Here is a 15737-nt window from a genome sequence, read left to right on the forward strand (position 1 = left end):
CCTAGCTGTGCGACTGAGCTCGTTTGCGCGACAACGCATCCACTCCCGCTGCCAACAGCAGCACGAATCCTGTCACAACGAATTTCGTGCCCGCGCTGAAGCCCATCAGCCCCATGCCGTTGTTGATCACGGCCACCACCGCGGCGCCCAGCACCGCGTCGAGCATGCGGCCCCGGCCACCGAACAGGCTGGTGCCGCCGATGACGGCGGCGCCCACCGCGGTGAGCAGCACATCGCTGCCGCCGGTATTCGGGTCGACCGAGTTGGCGCGCGAGGCCGCGATCAGTCCGCCCACCGCCGCCATCGTCGAACACAGCACGAACGCGGTGATCTTGATGCGATCCACGGCGATGCCCGCCCGGCGCGCGGCCTCCGCGTTGCCGCCGACCGCGTAGATGTGGCGGCCGAACGCGGTGCGGCGCAAGACGAATGTCCACAGCAGTAGCAGTGCCGCGATGAGCGGCACCACGATCGGCATGCCCTGCAGCGAGTTCATCGCGGGATTGCGGCTGCGTTCGTCGTTGAGCACCGCGACGACGACACCGACCACGATCGCGACCGCCGCGATGCGCAGCGCGATCACCGGCAGCGTCTCCCCGGTGAGCCCTAATTTGGTGCGGGCGCGCAGCTTTCGGAACTGGATGATGGCGAAACCGATCAGCAGGATCGCGTACATGATCCAGCCGAGCAACGGCGGCACGTTCTTGTTGGCGATCGCGACGATGGTCGGATCGGCGATGGAGATATTGCGCCCGTTGTCCATGATCTTGAGCGCGACGCCTTGCAGGGCAAGGAAAGCCGCGAGCGTGACCACGAACGACGGAATGCCGATCCGCACCACGACCGCGCCGATCACCAGCCCGATCGCGACACCGGTAAGCAGCGAGATGCCCACGGCCGCATACCAGGGCCAGCCTTTGTCGGTGAGCAGCACCGCCAGCACCGCCGCGCACACCCCGCTGGTGAAACCCGCCGACAGGTCGATCTCGCCCAGCAGCAGCACGAAGATCAACCCCATCGCGATGACCGCGATGGCCGCGCCCTGGGTGAACAGATTCGCGAAGTTGGCCTGGGTCAAGAACACCGGGCGGGCGACGGAGAAGATCACCGACAGCACGAGCAACGCGATCACCGATGGCAGCGCGCCCATGTCGCCGCTGCGGACCCGGTCGACATAGGAGGTGACCAAATCCTTCAGCGGCGCCGAGTCAGTGGGTTCTTTGCTGAGCGCCACGCTCATCGGCCGGCTCCGTTCGTGCTGATGCCGAGATCCCCGCTGCGTCCGGCGGTTATCAATTCGACGACTTGGGCGTGGGTGACATCGGAGGTCCGCACCTGGGCGGCCATCCGCCCGAGATACAGCGCGGCGATCCGATCCGACACCGCGAACACGTCATTCATGTTGTGCGAGATCAGGACTACCGCCAGGCCGCGGTCGGCGAGGGTGCGGACCAGTTCGAGCACCTGCTGGGTCTGGGCGACGCCGAGCGCGGCGGTCGGCTCGTCCAGGATCACGACCTTGCTGTTCCAGAGCACGGCTTTGGCGATCGCGACGGTCTGGCGCTGGCCGCCGGACAGGCTCGACACCTGCTGGCGCACCGACTTCACCGTGCGAACCGACAAGCCCGCCAAGGTTTTTCCGGCCAGCTCCTCCATCCCGTACTCGTCGAGGACCAGACCGTGCCGCCGCTCCCGGCCGAGGAACATGTTCTGCACGATGTCGAGGTTGTCGCAGAGCGCGAGATCCTGGTAGACGATCTCGATGCCGAGGGCGGCCGCGTCCCGCGGGCTGTGCACGTGGACCGGCGCGCCTTCGAAGAGGAACTCGCCCGCGTCGATGGGGTGTGTGCCGCCGATGCACTTCACCAGCGTGGACTTGCCCGCGCCGTTGTCACCGACCAGCGCGGTCACCGCACCGGCGTGCGCGGTGAAGGCGACATCGTGCAGCACCTGTACCGCGCCGAAACTCTTGTCGATGCCCCGTAATTCGATGATCGGGGTGTCAGTCATCCGTGAAACTCCTCCTGCCCCGCCGCGGTCCCCTCATCGAAACCGCGGCAGGAGCTGGTGCGGTGGTGTACGTCAGATTCCGTTGTCCGCGCAGAGTTTCGCGACGTCACCGGTGCACAGTTCACTCTTGGTGACGTACCCGTCGGTGATCACGTCTTTGACGTTGGCCTTGTAGATCGGCTTGGGTTCGAGCAGCACCGAGGGCACATCCTTCTTCGATTCCGGATCCGCCACGGTGCCGTTCGTGGTGCCCTTCTGCCCCTTGGTCAGTGCGATCGCCAGCTCCGCGGCCGCGGCGGCCTCCTGTTTGATCGCCTTGTACACGGTCATGCACTGGTCGCCGGCGAGCACGTTCTGCAGGCCCTGCACCGTCGCGTCCTGACCGGTGACCGGGACCTGGCCGTTCAGCTTCTGCTTCTTCAGCACCGCGATGGCGGCGTTGGCCAGGCCGTCGTTGGCCGCGGCCACCCCGCCGAGGTTGGGCGTACCGGTGAGCATCTGCTCGAAGATGGTGCCCGCCTTGGTGTTGTCCCATTCCGGCACCGCCTGATCCGGGCCCTTCGCGTATTCACCGGAATCGAATTTCGGCTTCAGCACGCCGTCGTAGCCGCTGCGGAACAGGGCGGCGTTGTTGTCGGTCGGGCCGCCGTTCAGGTACGCCACCGTGGGCTTCGGCGCGTTCTTCTCGGTCAGGCATTTGACCAGGCCCTCACCGATCAGCTTGCCGACCTTCACATTGTCGAACGACACGTAGTACTCCGCGCCGCCGCCGAGGGTCAGCCGGTCGTAATCGATGACGGTGACGCCTTGCGAGCGGGCCTTCTCGATCACCGCTTTGCCGGTGCCGCTGTCCAGGTTGGTGATCAGCAGCACACTCGCGCCATTGGTGATCATCTGATCGGCGATGGTCTGGAACGCGCCCTTGTCCCCCTGCGCGTTCTGGATGTCGGCTTTCACCCCCGCCTTGTCGAACGCCTCCTGCAGATATTTCCGGTCGGCGGTTTCCCAGCGGGCGGAGGTCTTGCTGTCCGGCAGGATCACCCCGATCTGCGCGCCGGAGCCCTTACTGCTCTCGTCCTCGCCACAGGCGGTGAGGGAGGTGAGCAACGCGGCCGAAACAGCGGTGATGGTGAGAATGCCCTTACGCATGGTGGGCCTTTCATCGGACCGCCCCGGGTGCGCCGGGCGGTCGAGTCGAGCGAATGTTGTTTGATGCAACATATTCCACTGTGACCTGGCGCACAACCTGTTCGGGCAAATCGGTCAGGTCGCGTCGTGGAAGACCAGTCCGAGGGTGTGCCGCGTCCCCGACCGGAGCACGCTGACACCGTGCCGCATCGGCGCCTTCGACCAACCACGCGCACTCGGCACCGGGCGGTCCCGGGTAGTGAAGATCAGCCCGTGCCCGCGCGGGATGGTGGTGGCATAGCCCCGGGACTGAGCTCGCGGGCGCTGCTCGACCATCAGGAACTCGCCGCCGGTGTAGTCCACACCCGGCGCGTCCAAGCCGATCACGACCTGGAGCGGAAAGACCATGTCGCCGAAGACATCCCGATGCAGCGCGTTCCAATCCCCCGCTTCGTAGCGCAGCAGGATCTGGGCGGACTTCCGCTGACCGGCGCTGTGGCACTTCGTAATCCACTCGTCCAGCGAGTCCGGCCAGGGTGCCGGTTGCCCGAGTTTGTCCGCCCAATCCCGGGCGATCGGTAGCAGATTCGGATAGAAGGCGCGGCGCAGCTCCGCCACGACGGGCGGAAGCTCATGGGTGAAGTAGCGGTATCGGCCCGACCCGAATCGATGCCGCGCCATCTCCACGGTCGTCCGGAAGCGCTGTTCCTGCGCGAAATATCCGGCGATCTCCCGGCAGGCTTCGCGCGTGAGCAGCGGCCCGGTCAGGGCGTGACCGTGTTCGGTGAGCTCCGCGGCGATGCGCGGCCAATCTTGTTCGGTGACAGTCGAATCCGCGAGGTCAAGCACCGAGGAGCACCCCCTCGAGCGCCGGCAGCTGTTGCTTGCGCTCCAGGCCACCGGCATACCCGGTCAGCCGCAGGGTGCCCAGCGGGCTGTCTACGTGCGCGTACACCGTCATGATCAGACTCCTCTCCGCGATGTCCTGTTCCCAATCTGCGGCACGCCACGGCGTGCGGCTGGCGGAATTCGGACACGGCGCTTGGGCCGGAGATCCGCTCGATGAGTTCCGGGCCCGCAGCCCGTCTGTATGGGTATCGACGACGAAAGGGAGTCCGGACGTGACCGCACCCGAGGTTCTGCTGACCGGCATCGTGTTCGGGGAATCGCCGCGCTGGCACGCGGGCCGGCTCTGGTTCTCCGATTGGGGTGCCGGCCAGGTGATCGCGCTCGATGACGACCACCGGCACGAGATCGTCGCGAGCGTCGACTCGTTTCCGATGTGCATCGACTTCCTGCCCGGCGGGCAACTGCTGATCGTCGATTCGGCCCGGCGGCGGTTGCTTCGTCGAGATCCGTCCGGCGAGCTCGTCGAGCACGCGGACCTTGCCGCGATATCGGTGCGGCCGTGGAACGACATAGTCGCCGACGAGCGGGGCAACGTCTACCTCGACAACATCGGCTTCGATTTTCCCGGCGGCGAATTCGCGCCGGGGCTGATCGCGCTCGTCACCGCGGATGGTGCGGTCCGGCAGGTCGCGGACGACCTCGCATTCCCGAACGGGCTGGCGATCACCCCGGATGGCCGGACCCTGGTCGTGGCCGAGTCCTATGCCGATCAGCTCACCGCGTTCGATATCGACTCCGACGGCACGCTCGGCAACCCCAGGGTGTGGGCGAAAACCCCCGGCGACCATCCGGACGGCATCTGTTTCGACGCCGAGGGGCACCTCTGGTACGCCGACGTCGGCAACCGCCATTGCGTCCGGGTCGCCGCGGGCGGCCAGGTGCTGGCCACTCTCGAACTCGATCGCGGGGCCTTCGCGTGCGCGCTCAGTCGAGGCGAGAATCCGCGTCTCTATGTGGTCGGCCAGAACTGGGGCGGCGAATCCGGCGCGCCCAGCGGACAAGTGGTGGCCTTCCCCGCCCCCGCGCCGAGAGCGGGTCGCCCCTGACCGTGGCCGATACGGTGCGCCCCGGAGGAGGACCACGTCCCGGACGGTGCCGATGTGGGCGCGGCGTGGAGACCGAAATTGTGTAAAGCAATGTTTCAATTTCATTCGCCGCACCCGGATATGGGGTAAATGTGAGCAGATGAGATCAGCCACTGCCTTGAAGACCGTCGTCGCCGGCGGGGCCGCCGTCGCGCTCGCGCTGCTGTCTGCCTGCGGTTCTCCGCCGGCCGAGAAGGACGGCAAAGGGTCCGGCAACACCTATGGCGCGGCGGACGCCAAGTTCCGGGCCTGCATGGTGACCGACGCGGGCGGCGTGGACGACAAGTCGTTCAACGAATCGGGCTGGAACGGCGTCAAGGCGGCGGTCGACGCCAACAAGGCGATCTCGGGCAGCTACCGCCAGTCCAACAGCACCGCCGACTACGAACCCAACCTGCGCGCTTCGGCCGACGACGCGGACTGCGGTCTGGTGATCGGCGTCGGCGGCCTGATGGCGGACGCGATCACCACGGTCGCCAAGGAGAACCCGGACAAGCGGTTCGCCATCGTCGACTCGCACGTCGACCTACCCAACGTGTACTCGATGGAGTTCAACGCCGCCCAATCCTCCTACCTCGCGGGGTATCTGGCGGCCGGCACCACGAAATCCGGCAAGGTCGCCACCTGGGGCGGCATGCAGATCCCGGCCGTCACCATCTTCATGGACGGGTTCGCCGCCGGCGTCGCCAAGTACAACCAGGCGCACAACACCACCACCGCGGTCCTCGGCTGGGACACCCAAGCCCAGAAGGGTTCGTTCACCGGCAATTTCGACGACACCAGCGCGGGCCGGTCGCTGACGGAGAACTTCCTGGCCCAGGGCGCCGATGTCATCCATCCGGTCGCCGGCCCGGTCGGTCTCGGCGGCGCCTCGGCCATCAAGGACGCCGGCAACGCCACCATGATCTGGGTGGATTCCGATGGCTACCAGGCAGTCCCGGAGTACAAGCAGATCATTCTGTCGTCCTCGATGAAGGACATCTCCTCGGCCATCCGGGTGGCGATCGACAACGCCTTCAACGAGGGGCCCAAGGACGGCCGCTACGTGGGCACGCTGAACAACAAGGGCGTCGCGCTGGCCCCGTTCTACGAGTTCGACAGCAAGGTCCCCGATGCGTTGAAGCAGGAGATCAAGCAGCTGCAGGCCGACATCGTCGCGGGCACCGTGGTCGTCACCTCGCCGGCCGCCCCGAAGTAGCGGTCGCGCATGCGCCTCGAATTACGTGGGCTGACCAAGAAGTTCGGCGATTTCGTCGCGGATGACGCGATCGACTTGGTGGTGGCGCCGGGTCAGATCCACGCCATCCTCGGGGAGAACGGTGCGGGCAAGTCCACGTTGATGAACATGCTGTACGGGATCCTGGAACCCACCGAGGGGCAGATCCTGATCGATGACGCGCCGGTGCGATTCCGTTCGCCCGGCGACGCCATCGCCGCCGGAATCGGCATGGTGCACCAGCATTTCAAGCTGGTGGGCCCGTTCAGTGTCGCCGACAATGTGCAGCTGGGGCGCGAGCACGCCAGGGCCGGAATCCTCGATCGCGCCGCGGCCCGGCGCGCGGTGCGGGAGGTGTCGGAACGCTATGGGCTGGCCCTGGACCCGGACGCCGTCTGCGAAAACCTCCCGGTGGGTGTGCAGCAGCGCGTGGAGATCGTCAAAGCGCTTTCCGGGCACACCGAATTGCTGATCCTCGACGAACCCACCGCGGTGCTCACACCACCCGAGGTGGCCGAACTGCTGGCCATCATGCGGAATCTGGCGCGCTCGGGCATGTCGATCATCTTCATCAGCCACAAACTGAAGGAGGTGAAGGCGGTCGCCGACACGATCACGGTCATCCGGCGCGGCAAGGTGGTCGCCGAGGCCTCGCCCGAGGACGGTGAGGCGGAGCTGGCGGCCGCCATGGTGGGCCGCGAGGTGTCCCTCACCGTCGACAAGTCCCCCGCCACTCCGGCCGGAAACGCCTTGGAGATCAGAGATCTCACCGTTCTCGACGATCGCGGCGTCCCGGTCTTGGACGGCTTGAATCTGACTGTGCGCGCCGGTGAGATCGTCGGCCTGGCCGGTGTGGAGGGCAACGGGCAGACCGAATTGGCCCGAGCCATCCTCGGCACGCTCACGCCGGCGACCGGTTCGATCGAGATGGCCGGCGCCGAGGTCACCCGCTGGCACCCGTACCGGCGCATCGCGGCCGGTCTGGGCTACATCCCGGAGGATCGGGCCCGGGACGGGCTGGTCGGTGATTTCACCGTCGCCGAGAACATCGTGCTCAACCAGTATCGGGAGGCGCCGCTGTCCCACCGCGGTGTGGTCGATGACACGGCGGTGCGCGCCGTCGCCGCGAAAGCCATCGCCGAGTTCGATATTCGCACGCAGGGGCCCGAGGAGACGGTGTCCGCGTTGTCCGGCGGCAACCAGCAGAAAGTCATCATCGCGCGCGAGTTCTCCCGCCCGCGCAAGGTGCTCGTGGCGGCGCAGCCGACCCGCGGCGTGGATATCGGCGCGATCGAATTCATCCATGCCCGGCTGGTCGCCGAACGGGACACCGGCACCGCCGTACTGCTCATCTCCGCGGAGCTCGACGAGATTCTGGCCCTGTCGGATCGGGTGGCCGTCATCTACAACGGTCAGATCGTGGGCGAGGTGGCGCCGGACAGTCCGCGTTCGGATATCGGACAGCTCATGATCGGTCACCGCCCCGAGACCCCGGGAGGCGAGGCGTGAACACGACCACCGAACCGGACACCGCGCCGGGCCGAAAAGGATTCGGCCCCACCTTCGTTCGCTACCTGACCGAAGCGAACAACCTCATGGTGACAATCTATTCGTTGCTGCTGGCCTTCGCCATCGGCGCGGTGCTCATCATCGTTTCCGATCCCGGTGTGCGCGGCACTTTCAGCTATCTGTTCGCACGACCCGGCGACGCGTTCAGTTCGTCCTGGTATGCCGTCAGCACGGCCTACCAGGATCTGTTCGAGGGATCGATCCTCGATTTCGGCCGCCTGCAGCAGTTCTTCGCGGGGGACGCCACACTGGCCCAGGTCCTGCGGCCACTGTCGGAGACCCTGACCTACGCCACCCCGCTCATGTTCACCGGACTGGCGGTGGGCCTCGCGTTCCGGGCGGGTCTGTTCAATATCGGTGCTCAGGGCCAGTTCGTCTTCGGCATGCTCGGAGCGCTCATCGTCGGTTTCGCGGTGGATCTCCCACTGCTGCTGCATCTTCCGCTGGCGTTGCTGGCGGGCGGGCTCGCGGGTGGCGTCCTGGGCGCGATTCCGGGCTACCTCAAGGCGAGAACCGGTGCGCACGAGGTGATCTCGTCGATCATGCTGAACAATATCGCCGCCTACTTCCTGATGTGGGCGCTGGGCACCACCTTCATCCACTCCGTCACGTCCCAGGAGCTGGTCTCCAAGCCGGTCGCCGCCTCGGCCCGGCTGCCGCAGTTGCTCGGCTGGGCCGGTTCGGGTCTGCGGGTGAGTGTCGGCTTGCTGATCGGGTTCGCCCTGGCCGCCGCCACCTGGTGGCTGCTCAGCAAGTCCACCTTCGGCTTTCGTATCCGCGCGGTCGGCGCGAACGCCCATGCCGCGCAGACGGCGGGCATGGATATCGGGCGCACCTTCACCACCACCATGGGCGTGGCGGGCGGACTGGCCGGGCTCGGCGGCGCGGCCCTGGTGCTCGGGTTGAGCCCGTACACGGTCAATCCCGGCACCGCGGTGGAATATGGTTTCGACGGCATCACCGTGGCCCTGCTCGGACGGGCGCATCCTGGCGGAATCGTCGCCGCCGCTTTGCTTTTCGGCGCGCTGAAGTCCGGCACACTGCATATGCAGCCCGCCATCCCGGTGGAGATGTCCACGCTGCTGCAAGCAGTCATCGTGCTGTTCATCGCCGCGCCCGCCCTGGTCAAAACCCTGCTGCGGCTGCGGACACCGCGCGGCGGGCTCAACACTCTGGAAGCGAGGGGCTGGTGAACGCATCGACCGGCACCGAACCGCAGGTCGCGCTGTCCGACAAGGTTTTCCGGCGGCGCACCACGGCGGCTTACGGCTTGGCGGGCGCGGGCCTGCTCCTGGGTGGTGCGGGCCTACCGCTGATCGATTCCGGACGCACCACCACCTACCGGCTGGATCAAACCGTCGACACGAGCTGGACGATCGGGACGCTGGTGGTCGTCGCGACGCTCAGCGCGCTGGCGGTGCTGGCCGGGATCGCGCTGCTGACACTGCCCCCACCCCTGGCGCGGCGCTTCGACAGTGTGCTGATCGGCGGTGCGGTCGCCGCGCTGGTCATCGCCGCCCTGTCCTGGACCGTCACGCCGGGCGTCGGCTTCCCGGTCGAATTCGTCCTGGCGACAACGCTTTTCCTGGCGCTGCCGTTCATCTTCGGCGCGCTGTCCGGTGTCGTCGCCGAACGCTCCGGCGTGATCAACCTCGGTATCGAAGGCCAGTTCCTCACCGGCGCGTTCACCGCGGCACTGCTGGCCTCGGTCACCGGCAACGCTTACCTCGGGATGCTGGCCGCCACCCTCAGCGGTGTCTGCTCCACCCTGCTGCTGGCCTGGCTGGCGACCCGATTCCAGGTCAATCAGGTCGTCACCGGCATCATCCTCAACCTGCTCGCACTCGGCCTGACCGGCTTCCTGTACGAGCGGCTGATGCGCGCCGACGGCTCGCTCAACCAGCCCGCCACGGTGCGGAAGGTCGGGGATTCGCTCGGTTTCCTGGCCGACATACCGATCCTGGGCCCGGTGCTGTTCGACCAGAACATCTTCGTCTACGTGGCGCTGGTCTGCGTCTTCGCGGTCTCCTACCTGCTGTTCCGGACCCGATGGGGCCTGCGCACGCGCGCCGTCGGCGAACACCCGGCCGCCGCCGACGCTGCCGGCATCAATGTCAACCGCTTGCGGTTCTGGAACGTCACCGTCGCCGGTGCGCTCTCCGGTTTCGGCGGAGCCTTCTTCACCATCGCCAACAATGTGTCGTTCAGCAAGAACATGACCGCGGGCCTGGGCTTCGTCGCCTTGGCCGTCATGATCGTCGGGCGCTGGCACCCGTTCGGCGTGCTCACCGCGGCCCTGCTCTTCGGGTTTTCCAGTGCGCTGCAACGGTTCCTCAACACCATGCCCGGCAACCCGATTCCCACCGAGTTCCTGGGCATGCTCCCCTACGCGGTCACCCTCGTGGTGGTGGCCGGGTTCATCGGCCGAGCCGTCGCTCCGGCGGCGGACGGCATCCCCTATACACCCGGGAGCAAATAGCGGCCGGTGTTGACCTTCGAGTTACCTGAGGCTCCATGATTGCCCGGTGACTGAGTTGACGATCGGGGCGATGGCGCGGGCCACCGGGATCACCGCGAGCGCGCTGCGGTTCTACGACGATTGCGGGCTGTTGTCCCCGGCCCGGGTGGATCCGGTGACCGGATACCGGTATTACGCCGAGGAGCAGTGCGAGCGGGCGGTGCGGATCCGGCGGCTCCGGGAGATCGGGATGCCGTTGGCGGGAGTCGGCCGGATCCTCGGCGGCGATCCGGCGGAGGCGGCCCGGCTCCTGGACGAGCATGTGCGGGAGCTACGGCAGCGCGCACAGGAGGCGGCCGAGGTCGCCGCGGCGATCAAACAGGGACTGGGCGCGGTCGTCGTGCTCGGGGCCGCCTTGGCCGACGCGGTGCGCCAGGTCCGCCCGGCCGCCGCTATCGATGGCGAATTTCCGGTCCTGACAGGTGTTTTCATCGAAGCCGACGGCTCGTCACTGACCCTGACCGCGACGGATCGGTATCGGCTGTCGACGCGGACACTGGTCCCGCTACAGGCCGGGAACCGGTGGTCGGTCACCGCCGATGTCGAAGGGCTTGCGGCGGTGCAGGATTGGCTGCGGGCGGCCGGGGAGGTAAGTCTGTCGGCCGACGCGGACGCACTGGTACTGGCCGCCGGTGACAGTGAGCGCCGCTGCGCGCTGATCGATGAACCGTTCCCCGACTATCGCGCGGTGCTGACGGGCCTGGCCGGAATTCGGACTCGCGTGGTGGTGGAACGTGCGGTGCTGATCGCGGCGGCCGACCGGAACCCCCTGGTTCTGTCCGTCACCGAATCCGGCCTCACCGTCTCCGATTCCGGCAACCGCGAGCCACTGCCCGCGGTTGTCAGCGGTCCGCCCGTCGATATCGCGTTCGCGCCGGACGTGCTGCGGGCAGCCTTGTCCAGCGCCGTCGGCCCGGACGTGATGCTCGACATTTCCGCCGCCGACCAGCCGGTGGTGGTCCGCTCCGCGACCGACGGTGACCTCACCACCCTGGTCATGCCGATCCAGCTCCCCTGACCTGAGCCCACCGAACACCCAAGCAACAGGAGTTATCTGATGAGTGGCAAGACGTCCGCCGACTCGACCATGGACGCGATCATGCGGGCGGTAACACTGGGTCGCGACGGCCATCCCGAGCAAGCCCGCGAGGGGCTGGCCGAGATCTGGGCTTCGATCGGCCCGGAGGGTGACCCGCTGCACCGATGCACGCTGGCGCACTTCATGGCCGACCTGCAACCAGACGCCGCGCAGGCACTCGCCTGGGATATCCGTGCTCTGGACGCCGCCGCCGCCCTGACGAACGAACGTGCCCGGCAGCATCACGCGACGCTCGACGTCGCGGGCTTCTACCCGTCGCTGCACCTCAACCTGGCCGACAACTACCGGCGGCTCGGTTCTTTCGAAGCAGCACAGCGCGAACTCGACGCCACGCGAACACACCTGCACACCCTCGGCGACGACCCCTACGGGGCGACCATCCGCACAGCGGTCGACGAGATCGAATCGGCCGTCCGCGCGAAATCCACGGTCCGCCGGGATTCCGCGCCCGACCCCCGTTGACCGCTCGGACTCAGCGCCGCGGAGCGAGGGTGACCACGGGGATCACGCGGGTGGTCTTCTCGACGTAGTCGGCGAAGCCGGGCATGACCTCGACCATGGCCGCGAAGAGGCGGTCGCGCTCGGATCCCTCGTCGATCGGGGTGGCGTGGGCCTGGAACTTGTCGGTGCCGATTTCGACGGTGACCTCGGGATTGGTGCGGATGTTGTGATACCAGTCGGGATTGGTGGGTGCGCCCGCCTTGGAAGCGATGACGACGATGCGGTCGCCGTCGCGGAGGAAGGCGAGCGGACTGGTGCGCGGCAGCCCGGATTTCGCGCCGGTCGTGGTGAGCAGCAGCAGTTCGCGGCCCGCGAACGGACCGCCCACCTTTCCCGCGTTCGCCCGGAATTCCTCGATGATGTTCGCATTGAAGTCGCTGGCCATGCGGTTCCTTTCAGCAGATGTTCTGAGGAACGTACCGAGGGGATCGCGCAATTCCCGGTTGGCGCACCAGGCTCGGCCGGTCAGCGAGCGCGGGTACCGGTGAGCGTCTTGTGCAGGTTGGTGCGCATGGTGGTCGCGGTGTCGAGGATGTAGTTCTGGCGGACCTTCCACGGGTGGCGATCACCCTGGCGGGGGAAGTCGGCGATGGAGCGCTGAATGTAGCCGGAGGCCAGGTCGAGGAGGGGGCGTTCGGACAGGTTGCCCGCCGGTTCCGGCACCACCGCGGCGAAGCGGTTGCGGTCCATATGGCGCAGGACCTTGCAGACCAATCGGTGGGTGAGGTCCGCGCGTAGCGTCCAGGAGGCATTGGTGTAGCCGAGGCAGACGGCGAAGTTGGGGATGCCGGTGAGCATCGCGCCCTGCCAGACGAACTGCTCGGCGAGATCGACCTTGCGGCCGTCGACGATCGGGGTGATGCCGCCGAAGGCGAGCAGTTGCAGGCCGGTGGCGGTGATGACGATGTCCGCCGGCAACACCCGGCCTGATTTCAGCTGAATTCCTTCGGGCACAAAGGTTTCGATGTGGTCGGTGACGACCTCGGCTTTGCCCTTCTTCATCGCCTTGAAGAAGTCGGCGTCGGGTACCGCGCAGAGCCGCTGATCCCACGGGTTGTACGAGGGCGTGAAGTGTTCGGCGACCGCCTTCTCGTCCTTCAGAATTCGCGTGGTCAGACCCGTGAGCAGTTTGCGGGCGGACTCCGGGCGACGACGGCAGTACTGGTAGAAGCCGATGTTGAACAGGATGTTCTTGGTGCGGATCACCTTGTGCGCCAGATCGGGCGGCAGCAGATCCCGAAGCTTGTCGGCCTGCTTGTCGCGGCCGGGAACCGGGCTGATCCAGCTCGGACTGCGCTGCAGCATGGTGACCGAGGCGGCCGCGTCGGCCATGGCGGGTACCAAGGTGACCGCGGTCGCGCCGCTGCCGATGACGACGACGCGCTTGCCCGCGTAGTCCAGGTCCTCGGGCCAGAACTGCGGGTGCACGGTCTGACCGGCAAACGAGGCCGCACCGGGGAATTCGGGTGCGTGACCCTGGTCGTAGTTGTAGTAACCCGCGCAGGTGTAGAGGAAGCCGCAGGTGAGGGTCCGCTCGCCGGCCGCGGTCCGCACGGTCAGCGTCCAGCGGGAGATATCCGAATCCCATTCGGCGGCAACGACTTTGGTCTGATATCGAATGTGCTGATCGATACCGAATTCGGCGGCCGTCTCCTTGATGTAGCGCAGGATCGACGGACCGTCGGCGATGGCCTTCGCGTCCCGCCACGGTTTGAACGGGTAGCCGAGGGTGAACATGTCCGAGTCCGAACGAATGCCGGGATACCGGAACAGATCCCAGGTGCCGCCCATGGTGTCGCGGGCTTCCAGAATCGCGTAGCTCTTGCCGGGGCATTCGGTCTGCAGCCGATAGGCCGCGCCGACGCCGGACAGGCCCGCACCGACGATCACGACATCAACATGGTCCCGAACCTCACCGTTCATCTCTCCAGTGTGGAAAAGCAGCTCCCCAGATCCTTGACTTTGCACGACAACTATTTGATTCTGGACGACATGTCGGTGATCCGGTCCGCGGGGTTGCGCGGTTTCCGCGCGGTGGTGGCCGAACTCGGCGGCAATGCGGAGGAGTTCGCGGCCTCGGTCGGGCTGCCGGTCGCGGCGCTCGACGCCGACGACATCCTGGTCCCCGATCAGACCATGGCCGCGGTGCTCGAGCTGGCCGCGCAGCGCCTGGACTGCCCCGACCTGGGACTGCGCATCGCCTACCGGCAGGACCTCGACATGCTCGGCCCGCTGGCACTGGCCATCCGCAATTCGCCCACCCTGGCGGACGCGCTGGAGTGCACCTCGCGCTACCTGTTCGTGCACGCGCGCTCGCTCAGCCTCACCGTGGAGCCCGACCCGTACGAGGACCGCGGCATCGTCGCCCTGCGCTACGGCGTGCCGCCGGGCCTGCCCACCCCCGTGCAGGGCACCGACCTCGGCCTCGGTTTCCTGCACCGCACCATCCAGCGGCTGGTGGGGGAACGCTACGGCCTGCGCTCGGTCGAACTCCCCTATCACCCGCGGGCCGCACTGCGGACCTATGAGGACTTCTTCGCCGCGCCGGTGCGAGTCGGCCGCCCGGCGGCGGTGCTGCGGGTACCGGGCAACCTGACCGCCAAATCGCTGACCGGCGGAGACGAGAATCTGCACCGCCTGGCGATCGCCTTCCTGGCCGAACAATCCAGACACGCGGGCGTTTCCATCGTGCCGCAGGTGCGCACCGCGATTCAACAGCTACTCGGCACCACGCCACCCGAAATCGGCATGGTGGCAAGGCTTCTCACGCTACACCCGCGCACACTGCAACGGCGGCTCCGCGCGGAGGGCACCACTTTCGCGAACATCCTCGACGACGTCCGGCGCGACGAGGCCCGCCGCTACCTCACCACCACCGATATGCCGATGACCCAAATCGCCTCCCTGCTCGGCCTTTCCGAGCAGGCGACGTTGACGCGCTGCTGCCGGCGCTGGTGGGACAGCACCCCCAGCGCCGTGCGCCGCGACCGTTAGGCCGCCTGCTCCACCTTGCGGACCGCGTCGACGAACAGCTTCTGGAACACGGCCTCGTCCAGCGAATCCTGGAGCGCGCTGGCGCGCACGACCACGGTGGTGCCGCGCAGCACGGCCATACCCTGATAGCCGACCGAGGTCAGCGGCTTGCCGGCGCCGACGGTCGAGATCGTCGTGGTGCGGTAGGCGATCGCGTTGACGCCCTGCAAATCCGCGGGCGCACTGAGGTTTTCGGACTTCGCCACCGTGCTGATCTGCCTGCCCTCGACCGCGCTGGTCACCGTGACCTCGCCACAGCGTTTGTTGCCCTCGGTGACGGCCTGCAGATCACCGGTGCGCCCGGCCACGAACTCGATATACATGACACCGGATTTGGTGTCGGTGGCGGCCGCGACCGCCGAGTCCGCGAGCAGCGCCTTGCTGGCGGCGCTGAGATCCTTTGTGGTGGCGGCGCATTCGGCCGGGGTCAGCGTGGACGTGTCCTGCAGACCGGCCATATCCGCGGCGGCCGACTCCAGCTTGTCCTTCGGCACGTCCACTTTCTTGGCGCCGGCCGGGAATTCGCTCTCGCTCAGCACCAGCTGGTCGCGCGGCGTACTCGGCGCCGCCGTGCTGTCCGATGTCTTCGATTCACCACAACCGGCCAGCAGCAGCGCACCCGCCGCGACACCCGCCATCCACCGTGCACCCCGCAGATTGATCATGAGC

16 protein-coding genes are annotated in these 15737 nt (G+C 67.2%); 8 read left to right on the top strand and 8 right to left on the bottom strand.

Annotation, left to right across the window (positions count from 1 at the left end; genetic code table 11):
- Window position 1: 1 nt before the first annotated feature.
- From BJ987_RS36365 to BJ987_RS37655, 5 genes are all read right to left on the bottom strand, one after another.
- On the bottom strand, window positions 2-1240 hold the full coding sequence (locus BJ987_RS36365; RefSeq protein WP_209897546.1) for a sugar ABC transporter permease: 1239 nt from the start codon (window positions 1238-1240) through the stop codon (window positions 2-4).
- Window positions 1237-2010: an ATP-binding cassette domain-containing protein gene (locus BJ987_RS36370; RefSeq protein ID WP_209897547.1), complete on the bottom strand. Its 774-nt coding sequence runs from the start codon at window positions 2008-2010 to the stop codon at window positions 1237-1239. The genes BJ987_RS36365 and BJ987_RS36370 overlap by 4 nt, the downstream gene beginning before the upstream one ends.
- A gap of 72 nt (window positions 2011-2082) precedes the next feature.
- Window positions 2083-3159, bottom strand: a complete 1077-nt coding sequence (locus BJ987_RS36375; protein WP_209897548.1) for a sugar ABC transporter substrate-binding protein — start codon at window positions 3157-3159, stop codon at window positions 2083-2085.
- Window positions 3160-3273: 114 nt separating this feature from the next.
- Entirely contained in the window at window positions 3274-3939 is a 666-nt protein-coding gene (locus tag BJ987_RS36380) for a 2OG-Fe(II) oxygenase (protein ID WP_307869926.1), read from the bottom strand.
- Between the two features lie 40 nt (window positions 3940-3979).
- Entirely contained in the window at window positions 3980-4099 is a 120-nt protein-coding gene (locus BJ987_RS37655; RefSeq protein ID WP_245366297.1) for an MGMT family protein, read from the bottom strand.
- A gap of 160 nt (window positions 4100-4259) precedes the next feature.
- Here BJ987_RS37655 and BJ987_RS36385 point away from each other — a divergent pair, with 160 nt between their 5' ends.
- The 7 genes from BJ987_RS36385 to BJ987_RS36415 all read left to right on the top strand — a co-directional run bounded on the left by BJ987_RS36385 (window position 4260) and on the right by BJ987_RS36415 (window position 11996).
- Entirely contained in the window at window positions 4260-5093 is an 834-nt protein-coding gene (locus BJ987_RS36385) for an SMP-30/gluconolactonase/LRE family protein (protein ID WP_209897550.1), read from the top strand.
- 139 nt (window positions 5094-5232) lie between these two features.
- Window positions 5233-6330, top strand: coding sequence for a BMP family lipoprotein (locus BJ987_RS36390; protein WP_209897551.1), 1098 nt, complete (start codon window positions 5233-5235; stop codon window positions 6328-6330).
- Window positions 6331-6339: 9 nt separating this feature from the next.
- On the top strand, window positions 6340-7857 hold the full coding sequence (locus BJ987_RS36395; RefSeq protein ID WP_209897552.1) for an ABC transporter ATP-binding protein: 1518 nt from the start codon (window positions 6340-6342) through the stop codon (window positions 7855-7857).
- Complete coding sequence (locus tag BJ987_RS36400) at window positions 7854-9110, top strand: ABC transporter permease (protein WP_209897553.1); 1257 nt, start codon at window positions 7854-7856, stop codon at window positions 9108-9110. The genes BJ987_RS36395 and BJ987_RS36400 overlap by 4 nt, the downstream gene beginning before the upstream one ends.
- Window positions 9107-10396 carry an ABC transporter permease gene (locus tag BJ987_RS36405; RefSeq protein WP_209897554.1) on the top strand — a complete coding sequence of 430 codons (1290 nt, stop codon included), beginning with the start codon at window positions 9107-9109 and terminating at the stop codon, window positions 10394-10396. Before BJ987_RS36400 ends, BJ987_RS36405 begins: the two co-directional genes overlap by 4 nt.
- A gap of 46 nt (window positions 10397-10442) precedes the next feature.
- Window positions 10443-11453, top strand: a complete 1011-nt coding sequence (locus tag BJ987_RS36410; RefSeq protein WP_307869864.1) for a DNA polymerase III subunit beta family protein — start codon at window positions 10443-10445, stop codon at window positions 11451-11453.
- 39 nt (window positions 11454-11492) lie between these two features.
- Window positions 11493-11996 (top strand): hypothetical protein, encoded by a 504-nt coding sequence (locus BJ987_RS36415; protein ID WP_209897555.1) that lies wholly within the window; start codon window positions 11493-11495, stop codon window positions 11994-11996.
- A gap of 10 nt (window positions 11997-12006) precedes the next feature.
- Here the strand turns inward: BJ987_RS36415 and BJ987_RS36420 are convergent, their stop codons facing one another.
- Window positions 12007-12420 carry a nitroreductase family deazaflavin-dependent oxidoreductase gene (locus BJ987_RS36420; protein WP_209897556.1) on the bottom strand — a complete coding sequence of 138 codons (414 nt, stop codon included), beginning with the start codon at window positions 12418-12420 and terminating at the stop codon, window positions 12007-12009.
- Window positions 12421-12500: 80 nt separating this feature from the next.
- Window positions 12501-13958, bottom strand: coding sequence for a flavin-containing monooxygenase (locus BJ987_RS36425; RefSeq protein WP_209897557.1), 1458 nt, complete (start codon window positions 13956-13958; stop codon window positions 12501-12503).
- Window positions 13959-13967: 9 nt separating this feature from the next.
- Here BJ987_RS36425 and BJ987_RS36430 point away from each other — a divergent pair, with 9 nt between their 5' ends.
- Window positions 13968-15029, top strand: coding sequence for an AraC family transcriptional regulator (locus tag BJ987_RS36430; protein WP_307869865.1), 1062 nt, complete (start codon window positions 13968-13970; stop codon window positions 15027-15029).
- On the opposite strand, the gene BJ987_RS36435 is transcribed toward BJ987_RS36430, so the two are convergent.
- Window positions 15026-15733: a hypothetical protein gene (locus tag BJ987_RS36435; RefSeq protein ID WP_209897558.1), complete on the bottom strand. Its 708-nt coding sequence runs from the start codon at window positions 15731-15733 to the stop codon at window positions 15026-15028. The two genes, BJ987_RS36430 and BJ987_RS36435, sit on opposite strands and share 4 nt — an antisense overlap.
- Window positions 15734-15737: the final 4 nt, after the last annotated feature.

This window comes from Nocardia goodfellowii, assembly GCF_017875645.1.
Classification (GTDB): domain Bacteria; phylum Actinomycetota; class Actinomycetes; order Mycobacteriales; family Mycobacteriaceae; genus Nocardia; species Nocardia goodfellowii.

Bases quoted from the DNA above. Each gene is read 5' to 3' on its own strand.
- BJ987_RS36420 (WP_209897556.1), bottom strand. From the start codon at position 12,420: ATGGCCAGCGACTTCAATGCGAACATCATCGAGGAATTCCGGGCGAAC.
- BJ987_RS36415 (WP_209897555.1), top strand. From the start codon at position 11,493: ATGAGTGGCAAGACGTCCGCCGACTCGACCATGGACGCGATCATGCGG.
- BJ987_RS37655 (WP_245366297.1), bottom strand. From the start codon at position 4,099: ATGACGGTGTACGCGCACGTAGACAGCCCGCTGGGCACCCTGCGGCTG.
- BJ987_RS36390 (WP_209897551.1), top strand. From the start codon at position 5,233: ATGAGATCAGCCACTGCCTTGAAGACCGTCGTCGCCGGCGGGGCCGCC.
- BJ987_RS36375 (WP_209897548.1), bottom strand. From the start codon at position 3,159: ATGCGTAAGGGCATTCTCACCATCACCGCTGTTTCGGCCGCGTTGCTC.
- BJ987_RS36365 (WP_209897546.1), bottom strand. From the start codon at position 1,240: ATGAGCGTGGCGCTCAGCAAAGAACCCACTGACTCGGCGCCGCTGAAG.
- BJ987_RS36370 (WP_209897547.1), bottom strand. From the start codon at position 2,010: ATGACTGACACCCCGATCATCGAATTACGGGGCATCGACAAGAGTTTC.
- BJ987_RS36395 (WP_209897552.1), top strand. From the start codon at position 6,340: ATGCGCCTCGAATTACGTGGGCTGACCAAGAAGTTCGGCGATTTCGTC.
- BJ987_RS36425 (WP_209897557.1), bottom strand. From the start codon at position 13,958: ATGAACGGTGAGGTTCGGGACCATGTTGATGTCGTGATCGTCGGTGCG.
- BJ987_RS36435 (WP_209897558.1), bottom strand. From the start codon at position 15,733: ATGATCAATCTGCGGGGTGCACGGTGGATGGCGGGTGTCGCGGCGGGT.